Consider the following 21,985-nt stretch of genomic DNA (forward strand, 5'->3'; position numbering starts at 1 on the left):
GTTTCCCTTTCTCTAGCGCTTCTTGCGGGTGCTTGCCGTACCGAGCAGCAGGCTGACGTTGTGGCCGCCGAAGGCGAACGAGTTGGAGATCGCGGCCTCGATCGGCTGCGTTCTGGCCTCGCCGCGCACGTGGTCCACATCGCAGGCCGGGTCGATCTCGTCGAGGTTGTGGGTGGGCGGCAGCTGGCCGCGCGAGATGGCGAGGGCGGTGAAGGCCGCCTCGACCGCGCCGGATCCGCCCAGGAGGTGCCCGGTCATCGACTTCGTGCTGCTGACGGCCGGGGAGCGGTCGCCGAAGACGGCGCGGACCGCCTTCGTCTCGGCGATGTCGCCCAGTTTGGTCGCGGTGCCGTGGGCGTTGATGTAGCCGATGTCGTCGGGGACGAGCCCGCCGGTGGCGAGCGCCCCGCGCATGCTCATGGCGGCGCCCTCGCCGTCGGGCCGCGGTGCCGTGGGCCGGTACGCGTCGGTGGTGGCGCCCCAGCCGAGGAGGTCGGCGTAGCCCGCCGCGCCGCGCGCGTCGGCGTGTGCGGCGCGCTCGACGACGAGCACGCCCGAGCCCTCGGCCAGGACGAAGCCGTTGCGGCGGCGGTCGAAGGGGCGGCTGGCCGCCTCGGGGTCGTCCCAGCTGTGGGCGAGCGCCCTGGCGTGGGCGAAGGCCAGTGCGGAGGTGGGGTTGAGCGGGGCCTCGGACCCGCCGCAGACCACGACGTCGGCCTCGCCGTACCGGATGAGCCGGGCGGCCTCGGCCACCGCGTGGGCGCCGGCCGCGCAGGCGGTGGCGATCGCCGAACTCCAGCCCCGGATACCGTACTTGATGGCGATACGGGCGGCCGCCATGTTCGGCAGCATGCCCGGGAGCAGGTAGGGGCTGACGGCCGTGGGGCCGCGCTCGGTGCGGGCCTGGGTCTGTGCCTCGTACGTCGTCAGGCCGCCCGCTCCGCTGGAGATGACGACGGCGACCCGGTGCGGGTCCACGTCCTGTCCGACGACGAGGCCCGCGTCGAGGAGCGCTTCGTCCGCCGCGGCCAGGGCCATCAGGGCGTAGCGGTCGACGAGGCGGCCCTCGCTCGGCGGCAGAACCTCGCGTGCCTCGATGTCCGGTGCGATGCCAGCCACGTCGACGCTGCCGTCGAGGAGGTGGCCCTCCGGCGGCCTGCGCAGCCCGGACTTGCCGTGGAGAAGCGCGTCGAAGGTGGCCGCCGCGCCGCGGCCGAGCGGAGTGAAGGTGCCGAGTCCGGTGATGACGGCTTTCCCGTCCGCGGTGGGGCCGCTCATGCCGCCACCTCCTTGGCGGTCGTCGCGGGGCCGAACAGCTCGCCGTCGAGGAACCGGCGGCGCAGCAGGATCTTGCGGACCTTGCCGGTCGCGCCGAGCGGGATGCGGTCCGGGCTCACGGCGACGACGCGCTCGACGGTGCGGGCCACCCGGGGGTCGAGTGCGGCGAGGACCTCGTCGGTCCGGTCGGCCTCCTGGTCGGCACCCGGGTCGAGGAAGAGCAGGACGGAGGTGGCGACCCGGTCGTCGGTCCGTACGGCGACGACGGTGCATTCCAGGACGTCGGCGCACTGGGCGAGGACCTGCTCCTCGCAGAGCATGGTGTAGAGCTTGTGGCCCTCGCCGATGTCCACGGCGTCCACCAGCCGGTCGACGTGGTAGTAGTAGCCCTCCTCGTCGCGGTAGACGAGGTCGCCGGTGAGGAAGTAGCCGTCGCGGCGGGTGCGGTAGGTGGTCACCGAGTCGTTCCAGTAACCGAGCGACAGGGTGGGGGCGTTGATGGCGAGCTGGCCCACCTCGCCGGTTCCGAGCTTCTCGCCGTCGTCGTCGACGACGGCGACGTCCGAGAAGGCGTGCGGCTTTCCGATGCACCGGCCGTAGCGGGTGGTCTCGGGGGTGTGTGTGATGAAGAACTGGGAGTGGCCCATCTCCGAGGAGCCGAGGCCGTCCACGAAGAACGAGCCGGTGCGCCGCTCGCGGCCCTTGGCCGTGATGGTCTGCCGTGAGCCGACGGCGATGAGCTTGCGGATGTGGGCCTCGTGCGCGCAGTCGCCGGTGTTCCACCAGGTGCTCACGGAGGCGAGGTCGCGCTGCGAGAGGTCCTCACCTGCCAGTTCGGACCAGGTGGTGGCGAAGCCGAGGACGCTGTGCGGCTGCCAGGACTCGATGGCGTCGAGCACCGGGCCGCCGGCCTGCTGGGAGAGAACGGCCAGCTGGGCGCGGTTGGTGAGGGCGAGGTTGACGGCGATGACGGTGGCCGCGTGGGCGGACGGCAGGGCGCCGAGCATCCGGTCGATGCCCTGGCCCTTGGGCAGTGTCAGCCGGTGCCGGATGGCCGCGAAGAGGCTGTGGTGCGAGTGGATGACGGCCTTGGGCAGGCCGGTCGTTCCGGAGGAGTGGGTGATGACCACGGGCTCGTTGCCGTGGTGCCGGTAGGGCCCCGGGGCTGCTGCGGGGTCGCCCTTGCCGAGGTCGGCGGGGTCCGCGAGCAGCGGGGTGGCGCTGCCGACGGAGGTCAGGGCGTCCCAGTGCGGGACGTCGGCTATGACGCCGACCGCACCGAGGCGCCTGATGTATTCGCCGACCTGGTCGACGGGGACCTTGCCGTTGATGAGGGCCGGGATCGCGCCGAGCCGGACCAGGGCCAGATAGCTGAGCACCTGGTCCGCGCCGGCCGTCACGAAGACGGCGACCGGGTCTCTCGGCTTGACTCCGAGGTCGTGCAGGGCGGCCGCCCGGGCTGCCACGCGCTCGCCCAGTTCGGCCAGTGTCAGGGCCTGCCAGGCCGGGTGCCCGTCCACGTCGGTGTCGAAGGTGAGGGTCGGTGTGTCCAGACCGGTGCCGCGGGCGAGGAGCTCCGTCAGCACGTTGCCGACGCCCAGTCTTTGGTCGGCCGCGAGTTCGGCGCGCTCGTTCTTCGGATTCATTCCCCGGTGTCCTTACTTCCTGGATCAGACTCTTTGCGTACGACAGGCCCTGGGGCAGTACGGGCGCGCCCGGTCCACCCGCTTCAGCGGTTCCGGGTCGCCCTCTCCCGCCCGTGCCCGGAGGCACGCGGGCAGGAAGGGCGTGCCCCGTGGGCCGGAACCGGCCCTGGACTCACTTGGCCGCGGCAGCGACGGACGCCCGCTCGACGATCTCCTTGACGAGGCCCGCGACGGTGAACAGCGCGACGGTCTCCATCTCGTCCTCCTCGAACTTCACGCCGTAGGTGTCCTCCACCTGGATGGCGACCTCGGCGACGGAGAGCGATTCGAGGTCCAGTCCGGCCGGGCCGAGCGGGGTCTCGCCGGTGACATCCGTGACGTCGTAGTTCATGTTCTTCAGCGCCTCGATGATGAACTTCTCAACTTCGGTGGACATTTGGTTGACTCCTCTTTCATGGACAGGCACCCGGGACTGGCCCCGGACACGGTGACGGTGCTGTGGTGCACCACGGATGGCGACGAGCGTCGGAAGGCGCACGGCCTGCTGGTGCGGGCCGCGGCCGGAATGCTCGATGTCCCGCTATCCGAAATCTGGTTGGAGCATGAGGAAGGCGGCCGCCCGCTGCTCTGCGGGGCCGGGAAGCCGGTGCAGGTCAGCGTCACGCACGGACGCGGGTCATTGGCTGTCGCGCTGACTGGCGGGCCGTCTGTCGGGGTGGATGTGGAGGTCGTACGACCACTGCGTGCCGAGGCGATGGCCCGGGCGTGGCTCGACCCGGTCGAGACGGCCTGGGTGACAGGGCTCGCCGAGGAGGAACGGTCGGCCGCGTTCCTGTGGTTGTGGACGCAGAAGGAGTCGGTGGGCAAGGCGCTCGGCCGGGGCCTGCGCCGGGGCGGGATGAGCCGCCGCGTACCGCTTCCGGGGGCCTGGCCCCCCGGCGGGGACCTGCCGCCGGTGCTACGGCCGCTCCCGGCCGATCGGGAGGTGGCCTCCGCGGCCGTCCTCGTCGACGGCGGGCGCCGTGTCATCGGCGTCGCCCAGTGCGTCGGGGCAGGGAGCGAGGAGCGCTCCGTGGAGACACGCGTCAGGGTTCAACGGGTCTCTCCCGCCGTGTGCAGCTGAGCCGGTGGTGCGGCGGCCGCGGATCTCACCGCGGCGCGGAGGATCTCCGCGTTGCGGACCGGCTTGCCGGTCGCGGTGCGCGGGAGTTCCGTCAGCAGGTTCAGCGAGCGTGGCCGCTTGTACGGCGCCAGGCGGGCCGCGAGGCTGTCGGCGAGGCCGTCGAACACGGCCTGTTCGTCGACCATCACGAAGGCCTCGATTCCGGTGCCGTGCACCACGACGGCCTCGGAGACACCCGGCAGGGCCGAGATGGAGGCCTCGACCTCGGAGAGGTCCACCTTGAGTCCGCCGATGGACACTTGCGAGTCGAGCCGGCCGTGGACGGTGAGCAGTCCGGTCGCTTCGTCGATGCTGCCCGCGTCCTTCGTGCGCAGCCAGCCGTCCACGTAGCGTGCGGGATCCGTCAGCCCCACATAGGGGCTCTCCGGCAGGCCGAGGAGGATCTCTCCGTCGTCGACCCGCACCCGCATGCCGGGGGCCGGGGTCAGGGCGGGGCGGTCGGCCCCGGTGAGGTCGGTGGCGATGACACCGGCCTCGGTCATCCCGTACATGACGCCCAGTTCGGCGCCGTAGCCGGTGGTGAACCGTTCCCGGACGCTCTCCTTGACCAGTTCGCCGCCGGTGATCATCCGTCGTAGCTGGGGCAGCCGGGGCGGTGTCCGGGCCGCGGCGAGCACCGCGGTCTGGGAGGGGACCCCGAGGACGGTCGTGGGCCGGTCCTCCGCCGCGACGGCCTTGAGGATGCCGTCGACGGACTGCCAGGCGGGCAGGACCACCTGTGCCCCGGCGGCGAGTCCGTGGAGCAGTCCCCCGACCAGGCCGAGCACATGGACGATCGAGGCGAGCACCACGGTACGTTCGCCCTGGCGCGGAAAGCCGTCCAGCCGGGCGTACCGGTCGAGCTCCGCGAGGAGGCTGCCGGCCGTGCGGCCGATGACCTTGGAAGGGCCCGTGGAGCCGGAGCTCAGTTGCAGCAGAGCGTGTTCCGAAGCGGCCGGCCGGCCGCCGCGCAGTGGGGTGATCCGGGCTTCGACGTCGAAGAACCCGCGCAGGGTGCCGGTGACGTCGACCGCCGGTTCGATGACCAGTTGCGGTGCCAGCCGCGCGACCGCCTTGCCGACCTCATGCGTCGTCAAGCGGTAGTCGAGCAGGGCGACCTGGGCTCCGCTGCGCCATCCGGCGAGCATCGCGACGATACAGCTCAGAGAGGGCGGCAGCCGTACGGCGACGGTGCCTCCGGCGACCAGGCCGGCCGCTGCGAAGCGCTGCTGCTGTTCCCCGACGAGCCTCCTGAGCTCGGCTCGGGTCACCGGTCCGCTCAGATACAGGGCGATTTCCCGCCCGTCCCCCTTGAGTAATACATCGTCGACCCAGTCGCCCTCGGCGCAAACGGGCCTTATAGGCGCCGTTCCCCCCACAGGAATCCCCACCCATCCAGAGTTCTCGGAAAGAGCCGATGAGCCGTCGGACAACTCTGTCCTGGACGTATCGGCCATTCATCGCCGCACTCATTTCCTCGGCGACAGATCCATCGTCACGCATTACCTCTCGGTAATCAAGCGAAACCTTCTACGGATTCATACTTGCGAGTAGAAATCCCCCGGCCCGCACGGAGCACCGATTTTTGGCATGCCAAATAGCCCTTCGGCACCGAGAAAGCAACCAAGGGCGTCCAGTCGCGCCCAAGAGAAATTCAGTTCAGAAATGAACAATTCTTGAACTTACGAAATCCTCGACACGCGGTGCGCCCATGAGGGCCATCACCTCGGCGAACTCGTCCGAGAGCAGCCGCAGGACGGCCTCGACGCCCTCAGCCCCGGAGTGCGCCAGGCCCCACAGGGCCGGGCGGCCGACGAACACCGCGTCCGCGCCCAGGCACAGCGCCTTCGCGACATCGGCGCCATGCCGGATCGAGCCGTCGAGAATCAGCCGGCATCGCCCGTCCACCGCTTCCGCGATCTCCGGAAGGGCCTCGGCCGCAGGTCTCGCGAAGTCCAGCTGCCGGCCGCCGTGATTCGAGACGACGAGCGCCTCGACCCCGTGTTTCGCTGCCAGCTCGGCATCTTCTCCGGTAAGCACACCCTTCAATACGAGCGGCAGTGACGTACGCTCCCGCAGCCATTCAAGATCGGCCCAGGTAATGGAGGGGTCGAACTGCTCCGCCGAATGCCTGGCGATAGCGGACTGCCCCGCCTGCCCGCTGTGAGAGGCGGACATGACGGAAGGATCGACGTTGACCGCACGGATTCCCTCGGGCAGGGAGAAGCCGTTACGGACGTCTCTCGGCCGGTACGCGACGCGCGGAGCGTCGACCGTCAGGACCAGCGCCCGGTAGCCGGCGTCCTCCGCACGCCGGATCAGCTCCAGCATCGGCTCCCGCCGCCTGAGCCAGTAGAGCTGCAACCACAGCGGACCGGTCGCCTCGGCGGCGACGTCCTCCAGGCTGCGACTGGCGAACATGCTCACGACCAGAAGGGCGCCCGCGGCGCCCGCCGCACGTGCGGTCGCCACCTCGCCCTCGGGGTGCGCGAGCCGGTGATAGGCCATGGGCGCGATGCCCAACGGGGCCGCCAGCCCCGCCCCGAGAAGCGACGTACCGGGATCGCACACCGAGACATCCACGAGACAGCGAGGCCGCAGCCTGATCCTGTCGAGCGCCTCACGGCCCGTCGACAGCATCGACTCGGTGCCGCTCCCGCCCTCGATGAAGTCCCACACCGGGCGGGACAACCGGTCCCTCGCCACAGCCTCGTACTCGTCAAGTGTCAACGCCGCCATCCTGCTCCCCCGCCGATGGTTGAATCCGCGTACCCCAGTTAACCGCACGACCGTACGCTTACCGTACTCTCGCACAATGACAGCACGGTCGTCCACTTTGTACAGTGACCGGGCCCTGTCACGGGCCCGAACGGGAAGATTGAGGAGGTCGCGTGACTACGACGCACGCCGATGGACGGGTCGAACGGGGCAACCAGACACGGCGGTTGATCCTGCGCCACGCTGTCGGCATTGCATCGGTCGAAGGCCTCGAAGGCCTGTCCTTAGGGCGACTGGCGAATGAACTGGGGCTCAGCAAGAGCGGGGTGTTCGCCCTGTTCGGCTCCAAGGTGGAGCTACAGCTGGCCACCGTGCGCGCCGCCATCAAGGTCTACATCGAGCACGTGGTGCAGCCCACCCGCGAACTGCCCCCGGGCCTCGGCCGGGTCTGGCTGCTCTGCCGCAACTGGCTCACCTACTCGGAGCAGCGCGTCTTTCCCGGCGGCTGCTTCTTCTACTCGGTCTCCGCCGAGTACGACGCCCGCGAGGGCAGAGTGCACGATACGGTCGCCGGGGCGCACGGCAGCTGGTTCTCCCTCCTGGAGCACACCATCGACGACGCCAGGCGCGCGGGTGAGGTCCGGGACGACACCGACATCCCCCAGCTCGCCTTCGAGCTCGTCGCCCTCCTGGAGATGGCCAACGCCGAGTCCGTCCTGCACTCCAACTTCACCTGCTACAGCAAGGCGGCCGGCGGAATCCTCAACCGCCTCCGAGGCGTCGCGACCGACCCCTCGCTGCTGCCCGACACCCCGGACGCCGTCCCTTCCGACAGCGTCCCCTCCAGCACCGCCCCTTCCGACACCGCCCCTTCGCGGTCCCGCTGACCGCGCACCACGCCCCGGAGGCACCATGCCCTTTGATCCGCAATTCCAGGAGCTGTACGACCGGCTCGCAGCCGAGGACGCCCGGCCGCTCTACACGATGACGCTCGACGAGGCGCGGGCCGCCGACCTCGCCGCCATCCAGGCCGGCGCGGGGACCCCCGAGCCGGTGCACCAGGTGACCGACGAGACGATCGCCGGCCCCGGCGGGCCCCTCCCCGTCCGGATCTACCGCCCGTCCGGCGAGGGCCCGTTGCCGGTGCTCGTCTACTTCTTCGGCGGCGGCTGGACACTGGGTTCCATCGAGACCGGCGACGCGATCTGCCGGAGTCTGGCCAATGCCGTCGGCTGCCTCACCGTCGCGGTGGGCTACCGGCTCGCGCCGGAGAACAAGTTCCCGGCTGCCCCCGACGACTGCTTCGCGGGCGTGCGGTGGGCCGTCGAGCACGCCGAGCGGTTCGGCGGCGACAGCACCCGGGTGGCCGTCGGCGGCGACAGCGCCGGGGGCAATCTCGCCGCCGCCGTCACTCTCATGGCCAGGGAGGCGGGCGGCCCGGAGCTGCTGGCCCAGCTGCTGGTCTATCCGAACACGGACCAGTTCGCGGACACCCCCTCCCTCCGCGAGAACAGCGATCGGCTGCTCTTCAACCGCAAGTCCGTGCAGTGGTACTGGGAGAACTACCTGGCATCGCCCGAGGACGGCGGCCATCCCCTGGCATCGCCCCTGCGGGCGCCTGATCACTCCGGGCTGCCGCCCGCGCTGGTGATCACCGCCGAGTACGACCCGCTGCGCGACGAGGGGGAGCTGTACGCCGACCGGCTGCGCGAGAGCGGCGTACCGGTCGAGTCGACCCGCTACCCGGGCGTGGCCCACGGCTTCTTCGCCATGGCGGGCACCCTGGACGCGGGCCGCAGCGCCGTCGGACAGGCCGCGGAGTACCTGCGGAAGACCTTCGCCCTCGCCGCGACGGGAGGCTGATCCGATGAGCGGGACCACCCCTGCGGCGGAACGGCCCCGGGCGCTCGACCTGACCGGTCTGCACCCGTCCCTCACCGATCCGGTGCTCGACGCGATGAACTTCCTCAACGAGGTCGTCTCGCGCTTCCCCGACGCGCTGTCCTTCGCTCCGGGCAGGCCGTCCGAGGGCTCCTTCGCCACGGAGGACCTGGCGCGCTATCTGCGGATCTACACCGAACACCTGGAGCGGGAACTCGGCTGGTCCGAGGACCGGGTGCGCACCCAGCTCTTCCAGTACGGGCGCACGAACGGCATCATCCACGACCTCATCGCCCGGACCCTCGCCAACGACGAGGGCATCCACGTCGCCCCGGAGTCGGTCGTGGTGACGACCGGCTGCCAGGAGGCGATGCTGCTGGTGCTGCGGGCGCTCTTCGCGCGGCCCGAGGACACGCTGCTCGTCAGCTCGCCCTGCTACATCGGGGCCACGGGCGCGGCCCGGTTGCTCGACATCGCGATGCGCCCCGTCCCGGAGGGCCCCGACGGACCGGACCCGGAGGCCGTTCTGGAGGGTGTCCGGCGGACCCGGGCGGCCGGGGGAAGGCCCCGTGCGCTGTACATCGTGCCGGACTTCGCCAATCCCTCGGGCGCGAGCATGACCCTCGCCGCCCGCGAACGGCTCCTGGAGATCGCCGCCCAGGAGGACCTGCTGATCCTGGAGGACAATCCGTACGGCTTCTTCGTACGGGCGGGAACTCCCCGGCCCACGCTCAAGGCCCTGGACCGGGAGCGGCGGGTGCTGCACCTCGGGTCGTTCGCGAAGACCGCGCTGCCGGGGGCCCGCGTCGGCTATGTGGTGGCCGATCAGGAGGTCATCGGACCGGCGGGCGAGCGGTCCTTGCTGGCCGACCAGCTCTCCAAGATCAAGAGCATGACCACGGTCAACACCTCGGCCGTCAGCCAGGCCGTCGTCGGCGGGCTGCTCATCGATTCCGGCTGCCGGCTGCGCGAGGCGAACGCCGCGGCCATCGCCTTCTACCGCGCCAATCTCAACACCCTCCTGGCCGAGCTGGACCGGCACTTTCCCGCCGAACGGCGGGACGCGCTCGGTGTCGGCTGGAACCGGCCGGACGGCGGCTTCTTCCTCGTGGTGGATGTCCCGTTCCTCGCCGACGCCAAGGCCCTGGAGCATTCGGCACGGAACTTCGGCGTGCTCTGGACGCCGATGAGCGACTTCTACCTGGGGGGCGGCGGGGAGCGCCGGCTCCGCCTCTCCTGCAGCTCATTGACTCCCGGCCAGATCACCGAAGGCGTGAGCAGACTCGCCGCCTTCATCACCGCGCGGGCCGCTGAGGCGGGCCGGTAGCGACCGGTCGGCACGGACGGCGAAGGTGCCCCGGCCCGACCGGGTCGGGGCACCTCTCTTTCGCGCCACCCCACACTAACTAAACGTACGGTCGTGCTATTGTTTTCCTGCTCGCGCACTCCGTCAGGAGACGCCTGCGTGGGCCCGCACTCGCCGAAAGGTTCCGCATGGACATCCGGAAGCTGGACCGAGCCGCCGTGCTGGAGACCGTACGCATCCTGGAGCAGGCGGATCCTCAGGACTGGGACCTGCCCACCCCGTGCGCCGACTGGACGCTGCGTCAGCTGGTGGCCCATATGGCGGGCCAGCACCACGGCTTCGCGGCAGCCGCCGCGGGAAACGGGGCCGACCTCTCCGTATGGCGGCCCGCCGAACTCGGCGACGACCCGCTGACGGCCTATCGCACGGCGGCCGACACGGTCCTCGACGCCTTCGCCCCGCCCGGCGTGCTCACCCGGGAGTTCGTCCTCCCGGAGATCAGCGACACCCTCGGCTTCCCCGCCTCGGTCGCGATCGGGTTCCACTTCCTGGACTACGTGGTTCACGGCTGGGACCTGGCCCGCGCCCTCGGGGTGAGCCTCGACGTGGACGACGCGACCGCGGAGGCCGCCCTGGTGTTCGCCCTGCGCGTCCCGGACGACGAACGCAGGGTCGGCCCGGCGGCGCTGTTCCGCCCGGCCCTGCGCGCGACGCCCGGCGCGGACGTGCTCGACCTGGTACTGACCGCGCTCGGCAGGTCCCCCGACTGGACCGCGGACGCGGCCCGCCGACCCTTCTCCGCTCCGCGGGGCTGAACACGCACGACCCGGCCCCGCGCCCGTACGTACGTACCGACCTCAACAGGGAGACACGCATGCTCGCCGACATCCGAGTCAATGTCGCACGCCGTCTGGGCCTGACCCAGGAAGAGGTGTTCGCCGGCCAGCCGCTGTCGGCCGTGCTGGTCGCCTCGCCGAGCGCGATCAACTCCATCGACCTGCTCGACGCGTTCGCCGGAGCGCTCGCCGACGCGGGCCTCGACGACGACGTCGAACTGCCGACGATGACCCTCGACCACACCGCCGAGGACGTCGTCTCGGCTCTCGGCAAGCAGCTCGCCACCACCTCCTCCTGACCGGAAGGCGCGAACCGTGCTGATCATGACCGACATCGTCAAGGAGCTCCGCACCGGAGCCACCGTCACCGACGTCCTGCGCGTCCAGCAGAGCTATCACGAGCAGCGGCGCTGGGGGACGGACAGCCTCTTCGAGGGCCGCCGTCTGGAACGCCCCAAGGACGGTGACCGGGCCGCCCTGTGGCACGCCTCCCGTGCCGAACTGACCACCCAGCCGGCCGGTATCCGGCTGGCCGTCGACGGCGTCAAGCTCGCCAACGAGATCCGCGAGTCGAACCCGCTGGGCTCCGACATCCTGCACATCGCCGCCGCCTGGTCGGCCCGCTACTGGCTGGAGGAGGAGGCGCACCACGAGATCGCCTTCGGCCGGCTCATGGAGATGGCGGGCATCGATCCGATCGACGAGGAGGAGGTCATCGAGTGCCGCGGCCCGCTCCCGATGGACAACTACGCGCGGGTCTGCATGCTCCAGGCGTGCGTGGAGATCGAGGCGTGTGTCTCCTACGGCTGGCAGTCGCGGACCACCGAGGACCCTCTGGTGCGGGACGTCTTCCATACCGTCATGAAGGACGAGGTGCAGCACCGCCAGTACTTCGCCTCGTTCGCCAAGGCCCTGGTGGACTCCGGCGTCTATCCCCTCAAGGACGTCCTGTCGATGGCGTACACCTGGGTCCGGCCCGACGGCGGCGAGACCTTCGGCGCCGCCCGGGAGGCCCAGACCGAGCGCGACGGCCACGTCAACTGGTGGGAGCGGACCCGTAGCGGCGACGAGGAGTTCGCCCTCGCCGACGACGCCCTGCACGAGGGGTCGGTCCACGCGAAGAAGCTGACCAGCGTGTTCGCCCTGGTCCGCGAGGTGACCGGCATCCAGATCACATCGTATGAGGACCTCAAGCGTGCCTACTTCGCCAGCCTCCGTACGAACGATGTCGACCGGATTCGATCTGCAGTCCGTGCCGGAGCTTCGCGCGAAGCCGCACTTGCTCGATAGCGGAGCCCTGTTCACCGCCGGGGAGCGGGCACACTGCCGCTCCCGGCCCGACCCCTGGGCGTCCCTGGCCGGGCTGTTCTCGGCCAAGGAGGCCTTCGTCAAGGCGCTCAGCTCCCTGGGCGGTGCACCGGACCACACCTTTCCCGAGGTCGAGGTGGTGCACGGCCCCGCCGGGCAGCCACGGATACGGCTGCACGGGGCCATCGCCCGGTGGCAGCGGCAGCAGTGCCTCGCGATGGAGGTGTCGATCAGCCACACCGGTGACATGGCCGGTGCGGTGGTCGTCCTCCTGGCCGAGCCGACGAGGAGAGGAGGGCAGGCGCCATGAGCGTCCGCACACCGCTGGACTTCGCCCACGCCTGCGAAGTCGCCCTGCGGCCCAACGACTTCGACTGGGCCGGGCATCTGAACAACAGTGTCCACGTCCAGATCCTTGAGGCGGGCCGCTGGCACTGGGGGCTCGCCCAGGGGGTCGACCTGCGGGACAGCACCCTGGTCGCGGTGGTCCTCCAGCTCCAGCTGGACTACCTCAAGGCCGTCGACTGGGACCCGGTGGGGCGTGTCGTCGTCCGTACGGCGTTCGCGGAGCAGTCCACGTACAGCTTCACGCTCACCCAGGACATCGAACAGCCTGACGGCACCGTGGTCGCCCGGGGCCGGGTCCGGCTGGGGCTCGTCGACCGTGACACCAAACGCATCCACCGGGCCGATCTCCAGGCGCTGCTGGACATCCCGGGGAGAGCGGCATGATCGTGAACACGCTCCAGGAGGCGGTCGCCGGGCAGGCCCACCGGCACGGCGCGACGGTCACCTTCGGCACCTCCGCCAAGCGGGAGAGCCTGTCCTATCCCGCCTTCGCCGAGCAGATCGCGGCCGCCGCCGGCGGCTTCGCCCAGCAAGGGGTACGTCCCGGGGACCGGGTGATGCTGCGCATCAGCAGCTCCCGTGAAGGGGTGCTGGCCCTGCTGGGCCTGATGCACCTCGGCGCGGTCCCGGTCTCCGTGAAACCGCGCGTCCCGGGGGCGATCCTCGGCCAGTACTTCGCCCGGGTGATGCGGCAGCAGAACGTGCGCCACGCCTTCCGCATCTCCGGGCACGGGCTGAACGAGCTCCGGCTGGTACTCCGTCCGCACTCCTCCCCCGAGCCGGCGCCGGGCGACCGTGACGGCCTCGCGTTCGTCCAGTACACGAGCGGCTCCACCGGGATGCCCCGCCCCATTCCGCTCAGCCACCGGGCCGTGCTCGGAAACATCGACGCGATCAGCGTCATCGCAGGCATGAAGCCCGGCCATGCCGGGCTGATCGCCCTGCCGCTCCATCACGACATGGGGCTCATCGGGGTCCTGACATCGCTCGTCCAGGGGATCGACCTGGTCGTCGAGGAGCCGGGCACCTTTCTGCGCAGGCCCATGGCCGCCCTGCGGCTGCTGCGTGACGCGGAGAGCGTGCACAGCGCCTTCCCCGACTTCATGCTGCGCTACCTCGCGGCCCGGATGACGGAGGCGGCCGCGGGCCAGGACGCGCCCGACACCCGGTTGCTCAGCACCTGGAGCACCGTGTTCTGCGGGGCCGAACCCATCCGCCCGCAGTCGGTGCGCACCTTCCTCGACGCCGTCGGGCCCTGGGGCTTCGACCCGACGGCCCTGGTGTTCTGCTACGGGCTCGCCGAGGCGGCGCTGATGGCCACCTCTCACCGCTACGTGGACGCCGCCACCGGCTTCCGTACGGACGGGCCCACCACCACCGCGTGTCTCGGCAGCACCATGCCCGGCCTGGACCTGCGCATCGTGGACGAATCGGGCCGCGACTGCGCGGACGGGGAGGTCGGCGCCGTACAGCTGCGCGGTGCGACGCTGTTCGACGGCTACGACGGGGCCACCGACCATCGCACCACCTGGTTCGACACCGGCGACCTGGGGTGCCTGCGCTCGGGACATCTCCATCTGAGCGGCCGCAGGGGCGACCGCATCTCCGTCAACGGCGCCAATGTCTTCGCCACGGACGTCGAACAAGTGGCGGCGACGGTTCCGGGCGTCGCCGAGTGCGTGGTCCTGCCGTACGCCGGCTCGTACGCCGTCGTCATCGTGCCGGAGCGGGCGCGGGAGATCGACACGGACCGGCTGGCCGCCCTCGTCGCCACCGAATTCGGTGCGGCTCCGGAGCGGGTGGTGCAGGTGACGCACAGCGCCGTCGCCCGCACGGCGAGCGGGAAGCCGGCCCGTACCCATATGGTCGCGCAGCTCGAACAGGGAACGCTCGGCTGATCGGACGGGCCGTGATCGGCACGTCCGCTCGAACAACGCCAAGGGAGGACCGGAGGTCCGGCGCGTCGGCGGCATGAGCAATCCCCGGCCCGTAATTGCGGTCCGGGGATTGTCCCGCGTATATTGGATTCTTCTGCGCTCATGCAGAAAGGCCCCGCTCGGGGGCCTTATAGGAACGAATATATCCGGCGGGGAGCCATTTTGTCAAACCGGGAAAGCGACGAATTGCGGGAAGAGCAGGAATTCATCGACCGGCTCCATGCCCGGGTCGACGCGCTGCGCGGCGGAGCGGCCCGGGGCGTCGAGCACGCGCTGACGCCGGTCGGTACGGGACAGCAGGCACGGCTCGAACGCGACATCCTCGTCGCGGAGCGCTCGGGTCTGCTGGCGGCGCTCAACGCCGTGGACGGCTCCCTGTGCTTCGGCCGCATCGATCGCACCGACGGTCTCGCGCACCACATCGGCCGCATCGGGATCCGCGAGGACGACAGCGACCATACGCCGGTCCTCATCGACTGGCGCGCACCGGTGGCCCGTCCCTTCTATCTCGCCACCGGACACACCCCGATGGGGCTGCGCCGTCGCAGACACATCGCCACCGAGGGCCGCACGGTCACCGAACTCCACGACGAGATCCTCGACCTGGGCGACGACGACCGCACCGGCTTCGAGGACCCGAACGGCGACGCCGTCCTGCTCGCGGCGCTGAACTCCGCGCGCACCGGGCGCATGGGCGACATCGTGCGCACCATCCAGGCCGAGCAGGACGCCATCATCCGCGCCCCGCACCACGGAGTCCTGGTCGTCGAGGGCGGCCCGGGCACCGGGAAGACGGCCGTCGCGCTGCACCGGGCGGCGTTCCTGCTCTACGAGCAGCGCGAGCTGCTGGCCAAGCGCGCCGTGCTGATCGTGGGGCCCAATCCGGCGTTCCTGCGCTACATCGGGGAGGTCCTGCCCGCTCTCGGCGAGACGGGGGTGCTGCTCTCGACGCAGGCCGAGCTCTTCCCCGGCGTGCACGCCACCGGTACGGACACGGCCCGTGCCGCCGCCGTCAAGGGCGGCGATCAGATGGCCGAGGCCCTCGCCCTGGCCGTACGCGACCGGCAGCAGCTGCCCGAACCCGGCGCCCCGATGGTCATCCCGCACGACGACGGCGGTGAGCTCGTCCTCGACTGGGAGATCGCCTACGAGGCCCGGCAGGCGGCACGGGACACCCTGCTCCCCCACAACCTCGCCCGCCCGCACTTCGTCTTCCGGATCATCGACGCCCTCACGGCCCAGCTCACCGAGCGCATCGGCGCCGACCCCTACGGCGGTCCCAACTTCCTCGGCCCGGACGACATCGCGCTGCTCGGCCGGGGCGTCGCCCTGAGCAAAGAGGTGCACGCGGCGGTCGACGAGCTGTGGCCGCCACTCACCCCCGAGGCGTTCCTCGCGGACTATCTGGCCGCGCCCGTGTACGTACCGGACGAGGACGCCGACGCCATCCGGCGTACGGCGGCCGGGAGCGAGTGGACCCCCGCCGACGTACCGCTGCTGGACGAGGCCGCGGAGCTGCTCGGCGTCGACGACAGCGCCGAGCGGGCCGCTGCCGAGGCCGTACGCCAGGAGCGGATCGGTTACGCGCAGGGCGTGCTGGAACTGTCGCGCGGGTCGGAGAGCTACGAGTTCGAGGACGAGGAGTCCGAGCTCCTCGCCGCCCACGACATCATCGACGCCGAGCGGATGGCGGAACGCCACGAGGAGGCCGACCACCGCACCGCCGCCGAGCGGGCCGCGGCGGACCGCACCTGGGCGTTCGGGCACATCATCGTCGACGAGGCCCAGGAGCTCTCGCCGATGGCGTGGCGGCTGCTGATGCGCAGGGCGCCGACCCGCTCGCTGACCCTGGTCGGCGACCCGGCCCAGACCTCCGAGGAGGCGGGCGTCGGATCGTGGGGGAAGATCCTCGGTCCGTACGTCGGTGACCGCTTCGAGCACGTCACGCTGAAGGTCAACTACCGTACGCCCGCCGAGATCATGGAGCTGGCCGCCGGGGTCGTACGGGAGCAGGACCCCTCCTTCACCGCGCCCGTCTCGGTGCGGTCGACCGGTGAGAAGCCGTGGACGCGGGACGCGGGCGACGACCTCGCGGGCACGGTGGCCGGGGCGGTCGGGGAGCTGACGCCCCGGGAGGGACGGCTCGCGGTCGTCGCGCCCCGGGCGCTGCACGAGGAGATCGCCGCCCCGCTGGAGGGGGTCACGGCGGGCGCCGCGCCCGATCTCACCCGTCCGGTGGTGCTGCTCGATCCGCGCGAGGCCAAGGGGTTGGAGTTCGACCATGTGCTGGTGGTGGAGCCCGCGCGGTTCGGGACGAGCGATCTGTACGTGGCGCTGACGCGGGCGACCCAGCGCCTGGGCATCGTCCATCGGGAGGAACTGCCCCGGGCGTTGAGGTGAGAGCGGTCCGGGCCCGGTGCGGGAGGGGTTGGGGAGCAGGCCCGGGGAGCCCATAGGGTGACGCCATGTCTTCGCCCCTGAGTTCGACAAAGACGGCCGCCGCCCTGCGCACATCGGCCCGCGTCTCCGCCGAGTTGCTGCTGGTCCTGGTGATGGCCGCGGTCGCACTGTGGGTGCTCGGCCGGATGTGGTCGGTCGTATGGCCGCTGATGGTCGCCCTGTTCCTCACCACGCTGACGTGGCCGCTCGCCCGCTTCCTGCGTCGGCGCGGGTGGCGGCCGGCCCTCGCCGCCGCGGCGGTGACCGTCCTCTTCCTGCTGCTGGGGATGGGCGTCGTGGCCCTGATCGCGGTGCCGGTGGCGGACCAGTCCGGTGAACTGGCCGACGGGGTGGTCGAGGGCATCCAGCGGCTGCGCGAGTGGGCGGCGGGGCCGCCGCTGAACATCGGCGACGACCAGATCACCGGTGCTCTCGACACCGCGACGACCCGCATCCAGGACAGTGTCGGCAGCATGGTCACCACCGTCGTCAGCGGGGTGAGCACGGTGGTCAACGGTCTGGTCACGGCCGTTCTGGCCGTTTTCCTGATGTTCTTCTTCCTGAAGGACGGCCCGCGGTTCCTGCCCTGGCTCACCCGACAGCTCCCGGGCCGGCTCTCCACCGACGTGCCGGCCGTGGCCGAGCGCGGCTGGGACACCCTGGGCGCGTTCGTGCGGTCCCAGGCGTTCGTCGGGCTGCTCGACGCGGTGTTCATCGGGATCGGCCTGTGGGTCCTGGGGGTGCCGCTGGTCCTGCCACTGGCGGTGCTGACCTTCGTCTCGGCGTTCGTACCGATCGTGGGCGCGCTGTTCGCCGGTTTCGTCGCGGTGGTCATCGCGCTGGTCTCCAACGGGCTGACGGACGCGCTGATCGTGCTGGCGATCATCATCGTGGTGCAGCAGCTGGAGGGCAATGTGTTCCAGCCCATGATCCAGAGCCGGGGCCTCGGTCTGCACGCGGCGGTGATCCTGCTCGCGGTGACACTGGGCGCCAGTCTGGCCGGGGTCGTGGGCAGCCTGCTCGCGGTGCCGTTCGCCGCGGTGCTCGCGGTCGTCTGGAACTACGTCCGCGAACAGCTCAGCGTCCCCGGACAGCCGGATGACCCGCAGGGGACTGAGGACCCGGACGGGCCGAAGGACCCGGACGGGCCGCCGGAGGCGGACGCCCTGCCCGCTGACGCGCCTGCCCCTTCGTGACGACCGCCCGGCACACGTCGTAACATCCGGTCCGGCGCCGGGAGTTCGGGCGCCGGACCGGATCGCCGCCGGGAGGCGGGCGCAGCGCGCGGTCAGGCCTTGGCGGTGCGGCGGCGCACCACGGCGTAGCCGTACGGGTCGGGCCAGCGGGGCTCGGCTCCCAGGGCGTCGGCGGCGTGGTGGGCCCAGTGCGGGTCGCGCAGCATCTCACGGCCGATCATGACGGCGTCGGCCTGCCCCGTGGCGACGATCTCCTCGGCCTGGGCGGGTTCGAGGACGAGGCCCACGGCGGAGGTGGGGGTGCCGGTGGTCCGCCGGACCTGTTCGGCGAAGGGCACCTGGTAGCCGGGGTGCGCGGAGATCGCGGCGTCGCGGACCAGTCCGCCGGTGGAGACGTCCAGCAGGTCGACGCCGTGGGCGGTCAGCTCCTTGGCCAGGCGCACGGTGTCGTCGCCGGTCCAGCCCTCACGCGGGTCCCCGGGGTTCTCGGTCAGCCAGTCGGTGGCCGAGGTGCGGAAGAGGACCGGCAGGTCGTCGGGCCAGACCGCGCGGACGGCGTCGACCACCTGGAGCGGGAAGCGCAGGCGGTTCTCCCAGCTGCCGCCGTAGGCGTCGGTGCGGTGGTTGGAGACCGGGGAGAGGAAGGAGTTGATCAGGTAGCCGTGGGCGCCATGGATCTCGACGACCCGGAATCCGGCTGCGAGGGCGCGCGCGGCGGCCGCGGCGAAGTCGCGCACGAGCTGCTGTATCTCGTCCTCGGTCAGCTCGTGCGGGACGGGCAGTCCGTCGAAGGCCACGGCGCTCGGGGCGACGGACGTCCAGCCGCCCTCGCTCCCGGGGACGTAGCGGTCGCCCAGCCAGGGCCGGTCGGTCGACGCCTTGCGCCCGGCATGTGCGAGCTGGATGGCCGGAACCGATCCGTGGGAGGTGATCGCCGCGGCGATCCGGGCGAAGGCCTCCTGCTGGCGGTCGTTCCACAGGCCCAGGTCCCACGGGCTGATCCGGCCGTCCGGGCGCACGCCGGTGGCCTCCACCATCACGAGCCCGGCGCCTCCGGCGGCGCGGCCCGCGAGGTGGGTGAGGTGGAAGTCCGTCGGAACGCCGGTCTCCGGTCCTTCGCTGGCCGCGGAGTACATGCACATCGGAGACATCCACACACGGTTCGGGATCTCCAGGGACCGCAGGGTCAGGGGCGTGAACAGAGCACTCACCGGTATGCCTCCTCGGGTTCGTGGCGTCGCTGCCGGGGAGCAGCGGCGATGCAGGTACGATAGACCTCGTAGTACGGGAGTTGTCAAACTACGAGGAACTTCGTACTTTGGGAACGCGACCAGAAGGAGGTCCCCATGCCCACCACCGAGCGCGGAGCCGCGTCCGGGCGACAGCTCGCCCATCCCCCCCGGGAGGAGATCCGCCTGGAGGCCGTCCTGCACGCGCTGTCCGACCCCATCCGGCTGCGCATCGCCCGCGAGCTCGCCGAGGGACACGACGACATGGCGTGCATCGCGTTCGATCTTCCGGTGAGCAAGTCCACGACCACCCACCACTTCAAGGTGCTGCGCGAGGCGGGCGTGATCCGCCAGCACTACGAGGGAACCTCCCGTATGAGCCGGCTGCGCGCGGACGACCTGGAGGAGCGCTTCCCCGGGCTGCTGCCGGCCGTCCTGGAAGGTGCGCGACGGGCCGCCGCCGGCCCCTCCGCCCCGGCATGAGGAAACGCGTCGGCCCCGAGCCCTTGGGGAGGCTCGGAGCCGACGCGTATTTCCGTTTCCGGTCGTCCCGGCCGTCCCGGCCGTTCCGGTCGTTCCGGTCGTTCCGGTCGTATCAGATCGTCGCTGTGTCGATCACGAACCGGTAGCGGACGTCGCTCGCGAGAACCCGCTCGTACGCCTCGTTGATCCGGTTCGCCTCGATCACCTCGATCTCGGAGCCGAGACCGTGCACGGCGCAGAAGTCCAGCATCTCCTGGGTCTCCGCGATCCCGCCGATCGCCGAGCCGGAGATCGACCTGTTGCCGCTGATCAGCGAGAACAGGTTCAGCGTGATCGGCTCTTCGGGGGCGCCGACGTTGACCAGCGTGCCGTCGGTCCGCAGCAGGTCGAGGTAGGCGCCGAAGTCCAGCGGCGCCGAGACCGTGGACAGGATGATGTCGAAGGTTCCGGCCAGCTCCTCGAAGGTCGTGGGGTCGCTGGTCGCGTAGTAGTGGTCGGCGCCCAGCTTCAGCCCGTCGTCCTTCTTCCGCAGCGACTGGGAGAGGACGGTGACCTCCGCACCGAGGGTGTGCGCGATCTTGACGGCCATGTGGCCGAGGCCGCCCAGCCCGACGACCGCGACCTTCTTGCCGGGGCCCGCGCCCCAGCGCTTGAGCGGGGAGTACGTGGTGATGCCCGCGCACAGCAGGGGCGCGGCCTCGTCGAGGGCGATGCCCTCGGGGATGCGGACGACGAACGCGTCGCGCACGACGATGTGCGTCGAGTAGCCGCCGTACGTCGGCTCGTCGCTCCGGTCGAGCGCGTTGTACGTCTGCGTGTTGCCCTCGGCGCAGTGCTGCTCGCGGCCCGTCAGGCAGGCGTCGCAGCTTCCGCAGGAGTCGACCATGCAGCCGACGCCGACGCGGTCGCCGACCCTGAACCCGGTGACGCCGGACCCGGTCTCCGCGACGACACCGGCGATCTCGTGGCCGGGCACCATCGGGAAGATGCCCTCGCCCCAGCCGTCACGGGCCTGGTGGATGTCGGAGTGGCAGATACCGGCGTACTTGATGTCGATCAGAACGTCGAACTCGCCCACCGGGCGGCGCTCGATCGTGGTGCGCTCCAGCGGGGCCTTGGCACGGGGAGCGGCGTAAGCGGCAACGGTGGTCATGCCGGAGGTTCTCCTCTGGGTGGTGCGGTAAGAACACCTCCAGCATTACTCTGCGGCCGGCCTTTACCCAGGTCACCGCTCTGCCTACGCCCACTGGTCCTACCACTGGCAGGGACAGGCTCCTGGGCGTACGACCAGGAATAATGGGAGCCATGGACGATCAGCCCGCAGCCTCCGCCCCCGAGCCGCTGGACCGTCGCGCCGAGCTCAGCGAGTTCCTGCGCACCCGGCGGGCCCGGCTCCTGCCGCAGGACGTGGGGCTGCCGGAGTTCGGTCGGGCCCGCCGGGTGCCGGGGCTGCGGCGGGAGGAGCTGGCGCAGCTCGCGGGGGTCTCCGTGGCGTACTACACCCGCCTCGAACAGGGCAACGGCCGCAATGTGTCCGCCGAGGTGCTCGACGCGATCGCCCGTGCGCTGCGGCTCACCGACGCCGAACACGCGCATCTGACGCACCTGGCCAAGCCGGGGCAGCACAAGAAGAAGCGCCGCCCGGCGCGGGTCCAGCAGGTGCGGCCAGGGCTGCGGCATCTCCTGGACGCGATGGACGGCGTCCCGGCATACGTCTCCGGGGCGCGCTCCGACATCCTCGTCTGGAACCCCATGGCGGCGGCCGTGTTCGGCGACTGGGGCGCCCTGCCGCCCGCCGAACGCAACTGGGCGCGGCTCGTGTTCCTCTCCCCCGGCTACCGGGACCTGTTCGTGGACTGGGGCTCCAAGGCCTCGGACATGGTCAGCTATCTGCGGCTGTACGCGGGCTGCCACCCGGACGATCCGGAGCTGTCGGCCCTGGTGGGCGAACTCTCCGTCAAGAGCGAGGAGTTCCGGCGGCTGTGGGCCACGCACAACGTGAAGGAGAAGGGCCACGGCGTCAAGGTGATCCGGCACCCCCTCGCCGGTGAACTGACCCTGTCCTACGAGACGCTGAACCTCCCGGACGACGAGGAGCAGTACCTGGTCACGTATCACGCGGAGCCCGGCTCCGAGTCGGCCCAGGCCCTGCGCCTCCTGGCGAGCTGGGGAGCGGACGCGGCCCGGGCAGCGGAGTCGTCGGGGCGGGTGTGATCAG

At 71.0% G+C, this 21,985-nt stretch carries 21 protein-coding genes; 14 read left to right on the forward strand and 7 right to left on the reverse strand.

Translation table 11 applies throughout. The features are described from left to right. Positions 1-12: 12 nt before the first annotated feature. The 3 genes from ACZ5WC_RS30500 to ACZ5WC_RS30510 all read right to left on the reverse strand — a co-directional run bounded on the left by ACZ5WC_RS30500 (position 13) and on the right by ACZ5WC_RS30510 (position 3,360). Positions 13-1,278: a beta-ketoacyl-[acyl-carrier-protein] synthase family protein gene (locus ACZ5WC_RS30500; protein WP_468543840.1), complete on the reverse strand. Its 1,266-nt coding sequence runs from the start codon at positions 1,276-1,278 to the stop codon at positions 13-15. Then, positions 1,275-2,924 carry a class I adenylate-forming enzyme family protein gene (locus tag ACZ5WC_RS30505; RefSeq protein ID WP_468543841.1) on the reverse strand — a complete coding sequence of 550 codons (1,650 nt, stop codon included), beginning with the start codon at positions 2,922-2,924 and terminating at the stop codon, positions 1,275-1,277. Before ACZ5WC_RS30505 ends, ACZ5WC_RS30500 begins: the two co-directional genes overlap by 4 nt. 172 nt (positions 2,925-3,096) lie before the next feature. Further along, complete coding sequence (locus ACZ5WC_RS30510) at positions 3,097-3,360, reverse strand: acyl carrier protein (protein WP_096625159.1); 264 nt, start codon at positions 3,358-3,360, stop codon at positions 3,097-3,099. 18 nt (positions 3,361-3,378) lie between these two features. Between ACZ5WC_RS30510 and ACZ5WC_RS30515 the strand changes: the two genes are divergently transcribed. Continuing rightward, the gene (locus ACZ5WC_RS30515) at positions 3,379-4,047 is read left to right on the forward strand and encodes a 4'-phosphopantetheinyl transferase family protein (RefSeq protein WP_468543842.1); all 669 of its coding nucleotides are present in this window, start codon (positions 3,379-3,381) and stop codon (positions 4,045-4,047) included. On the opposite strand, the gene ACZ5WC_RS30520 is transcribed toward ACZ5WC_RS30515, so the two are convergent. Both ACZ5WC_RS30520 and ACZ5WC_RS30525 read right to left on the reverse strand, forming a co-directional pair. Continuing rightward, complete coding sequence (locus tag ACZ5WC_RS30520) at positions 4,017-5,357, reverse strand: class I adenylate-forming enzyme family protein (protein WP_468543843.1); 1,341 nt, start codon at positions 5,355-5,357, stop codon at positions 4,017-4,019. The two genes, ACZ5WC_RS30515 and ACZ5WC_RS30520, sit on opposite strands and share 31 nt — an antisense overlap. A gap of 388 nt (positions 5,358-5,745) precedes the next feature. After that, complete coding sequence (locus ACZ5WC_RS30525) at positions 5,746-6,825, reverse strand: alpha-hydroxy acid oxidase (RefSeq protein ID WP_468543844.1); 1,080 nt, start codon at positions 6,823-6,825, stop codon at positions 5,746-5,748. Between the two features lie 152 nt (positions 6,826-6,977). Between ACZ5WC_RS30525 and ACZ5WC_RS30530 the strand changes: the two genes are divergently transcribed. The 11 genes from ACZ5WC_RS30530 to ACZ5WC_RS30580 all read left to right on the forward strand — a co-directional run bounded on the left by ACZ5WC_RS30530 (position 6,978) and on the right by ACZ5WC_RS30580 (position 18,055). Further along, positions 6,978-7,691: a TetR/AcrR family transcriptional regulator gene (locus ACZ5WC_RS30530; protein ID WP_468543845.1), complete on the forward strand. Its 714-nt coding sequence runs from the start codon at positions 6,978-6,980 to the stop codon at positions 7,689-7,691. A gap of 25 nt (positions 7,692-7,716) precedes the next feature. Further along, positions 7,717-8,667, forward strand: a complete 951-nt coding sequence (locus tag ACZ5WC_RS30535) for an alpha/beta hydrolase (protein WP_468543846.1) — start codon at positions 7,717-7,719, stop codon at positions 8,665-8,667. A 4-nt stretch (positions 8,668-8,671) separates the two neighbouring features. Then, positions 8,672-10,012 carry an aminotransferase-like domain-containing protein gene (locus ACZ5WC_RS30540; RefSeq protein ID WP_468543847.1) on the forward strand — a complete coding sequence of 447 codons (1,341 nt, stop codon included), beginning with the start codon at positions 8,672-8,674 and terminating at the stop codon, positions 10,010-10,012. Positions 10,013-10,179: 167 nt separating this feature from the next. After that, positions 10,180-10,806, forward strand: a complete 627-nt coding sequence (locus ACZ5WC_RS30545; protein ID WP_468543848.1) for a TIGR03086 family metal-binding protein — start codon at positions 10,180-10,182, stop codon at positions 10,804-10,806. Positions 10,807-10,865: 59 nt separating this feature from the next. Further along, positions 10,866-11,126: a hypothetical protein gene (locus ACZ5WC_RS30550; protein ID WP_096625145.1), complete on the forward strand. Its 261-nt coding sequence runs from the start codon at positions 10,866-10,868 to the stop codon at positions 11,124-11,126. Positions 11,127-11,151: 25 nt separating this feature from the next. After that, positions 11,152-12,117, forward strand: coding sequence for a ferritin family protein (locus ACZ5WC_RS30555; protein ID WP_468543849.1), 966 nt, complete (start codon positions 11,152-11,154; stop codon positions 12,115-12,117). Next, positions 12,107-12,445, forward strand: a complete 339-nt coding sequence (locus ACZ5WC_RS30560) for a holo-ACP synthase (protein ID WP_311118261.1) — start codon at positions 12,107-12,109, stop codon at positions 12,443-12,445. The genes ACZ5WC_RS30555 and ACZ5WC_RS30560 overlap by 11 nt, the downstream gene beginning before the upstream one ends. Further along, the gene (locus ACZ5WC_RS30565) at positions 12,442-12,867 is read left to right on the forward strand and encodes an acyl-CoA thioesterase (RefSeq protein WP_468543850.1); all 426 of its coding nucleotides are present in this window, start codon (positions 12,442-12,444) and stop codon (positions 12,865-12,867) included. Before ACZ5WC_RS30560 ends, ACZ5WC_RS30565 begins: the two co-directional genes overlap by 4 nt. Further along, positions 12,864-14,381, forward strand: a complete 1,518-nt coding sequence (locus ACZ5WC_RS30570; RefSeq protein ID WP_468543851.1) for an AMP-binding protein — start codon at positions 12,864-12,866, stop codon at positions 14,379-14,381. Before ACZ5WC_RS30565 ends, ACZ5WC_RS30570 begins: the two co-directional genes overlap by 4 nt. A 225-nt stretch (positions 14,382-14,606) precedes the next feature. Then, complete coding sequence (locus ACZ5WC_RS30575; protein ID WP_468543899.1) at positions 14,607-16,820, forward strand: HelD family protein; 2,214 nt, start codon at positions 14,607-14,609, stop codon at positions 16,818-16,820. Positions 16,821-16,885: 65 nt separating this feature from the next. Continuing rightward, a complete protein-coding gene (locus ACZ5WC_RS30580) occupies positions 16,886-18,055 on the forward strand; it encodes an AI-2E family transporter (protein ID WP_468543852.1) in 1,170 nt (389 codons plus the stop codon). Positions 18,056-18,147: 92 nt separating this feature from the next. On the opposite strand, the gene ACZ5WC_RS30585 is transcribed toward ACZ5WC_RS30580, so the two are convergent. Beyond that, the gene (locus ACZ5WC_RS30585) at positions 18,148-19,266 is read right to left on the reverse strand and encodes an NADH:flavin oxidoreductase/NADH oxidase (protein WP_468543853.1); all 1,119 of its coding nucleotides are present in this window, start codon (positions 19,264-19,266) and stop codon (positions 18,148-18,150) included. A gap of 135 nt (positions 19,267-19,401) precedes the next feature. Between ACZ5WC_RS30585 and ACZ5WC_RS30590 the strand changes: the two genes are divergently transcribed. Further along, the gene (locus tag ACZ5WC_RS30590) at positions 19,402-19,767 is read left to right on the forward strand and encodes an ArsR/SmtB family transcription factor (RefSeq protein WP_468543854.1); all 366 of its coding nucleotides are present in this window, start codon (positions 19,402-19,404) and stop codon (positions 19,765-19,767) included. 112 nt (positions 19,768-19,879) lie between these two features. On the opposite strand, the gene ACZ5WC_RS30595 is transcribed toward ACZ5WC_RS30590, so the two are convergent. Next, positions 19,880-20,920, reverse strand: a complete 1,041-nt coding sequence (locus tag ACZ5WC_RS30595) for an NAD(P)-dependent alcohol dehydrogenase (protein WP_468543855.1) — start codon at positions 20,918-20,920, stop codon at positions 19,880-19,882. Between the two features lie 152 nt (positions 20,921-21,072). Here ACZ5WC_RS30595 and ACZ5WC_RS30600 point away from each other — a divergent pair, with 152 nt between their 5' ends. After that, complete coding sequence (locus ACZ5WC_RS30600; RefSeq protein WP_468543856.1) at positions 21,073-21,981, forward strand: helix-turn-helix domain-containing protein; 909 nt, start codon at positions 21,073-21,075, stop codon at positions 21,979-21,981. Positions 21,982-21,985: the final 4 nt, after the last annotated feature.

The sequence above is a fragment of the Streptomyces sp. NPDC033165 genome (assembly GCF_055577965.1).

What these genes read in the sequence shown, in the direction of transcription:
- ACZ5WC_RS30555 (WP_468543849.1), top strand. Translation starts at nt 11,152, where the DNA reads ATGACCGACATCGTCAAGGAGCTCCGCACCGGAGCCACCGTCACCGAC.
- ACZ5WC_RS30595 (WP_468543855.1), bottom strand. Translation starts at nt 20,920, where the DNA reads ATGACCACCGTTGCCGCTTACGCCGCTCCCCGTGCCAAGGCCCCGCTG.
- ACZ5WC_RS30580 (WP_468543852.1), top strand. Translation starts at nt 16,886, where the DNA reads ATGTCTTCGCCCCTGAGTTCGACAAAGACGGCCGCCGCCCTGCGCACA.
- ACZ5WC_RS30525 (WP_468543844.1), bottom strand. Translation starts at nt 6,825, where the DNA reads ATGGCGGCGTTGACACTTGACGAGTACGAGGCTGTGGCGAGGGACCGG.
- ACZ5WC_RS30505 (WP_468543841.1), bottom strand. Translation starts at nt 2,924, where the DNA reads ATGAATCCGAAGAACGAGCGCGCCGAACTCGCGGCCGACCAAAGACTG.
- ACZ5WC_RS30550 (WP_096625145.1), top strand. Translation starts at nt 10,866, where the DNA reads ATGCTCGCCGACATCCGAGTCAATGTCGCACGCCGTCTGGGCCTGACC.
- ACZ5WC_RS30510 (WP_096625159.1), bottom strand. Translation starts at nt 3,360, where the DNA reads ATGTCCACCGAAGTTGAGAAGTTCATCATCGAGGCGCTGAAGAACATG.
- ACZ5WC_RS30565 (WP_468543850.1), top strand. Translation starts at nt 12,442, where the DNA reads ATGAGCGTCCGCACACCGCTGGACTTCGCCCACGCCTGCGAAGTCGCC.
- ACZ5WC_RS30570 (WP_468543851.1), top strand. Translation starts at nt 12,864, where the DNA reads ATGATCGTGAACACGCTCCAGGAGGCGGTCGCCGGGCAGGCCCACCGG.
- ACZ5WC_RS30600 (WP_468543856.1), top strand. Translation starts at nt 21,073, where the DNA reads ATGGACGATCAGCCCGCAGCCTCCGCCCCCGAGCCGCTGGACCGTCGC.
- ACZ5WC_RS30540 (WP_468543847.1), top strand. Translation starts at nt 8,672, where the DNA reads ATGAGCGGGACCACCCCTGCGGCGGAACGGCCCCGGGCGCTCGACCTG.
- ACZ5WC_RS30545 (WP_468543848.1), top strand. Translation starts at nt 10,180, where the DNA reads ATGGACATCCGGAAGCTGGACCGAGCCGCCGTGCTGGAGACCGTACGC.
- ACZ5WC_RS30500 (WP_468543840.1), bottom strand. Translation starts at nt 1,278, where the DNA reads ATGAGCGGCCCCACCGCGGACGGGAAAGCCGTCATCACCGGACTCGGC.
- ACZ5WC_RS30515 (WP_468543842.1), top strand. Translation starts at nt 3,379, where the DNA reads ATGGACAGGCACCCGGGACTGGCCCCGGACACGGTGACGGTGCTGTGG.
- ACZ5WC_RS30535 (WP_468543846.1), top strand. Translation starts at nt 7,717, where the DNA reads ATGCCCTTTGATCCGCAATTCCAGGAGCTGTACGACCGGCTCGCAGCC.
- ACZ5WC_RS30590 (WP_468543854.1), top strand. Translation starts at nt 19,402, where the DNA reads ATGCCCACCACCGAGCGCGGAGCCGCGTCCGGGCGACAGCTCGCCCAT.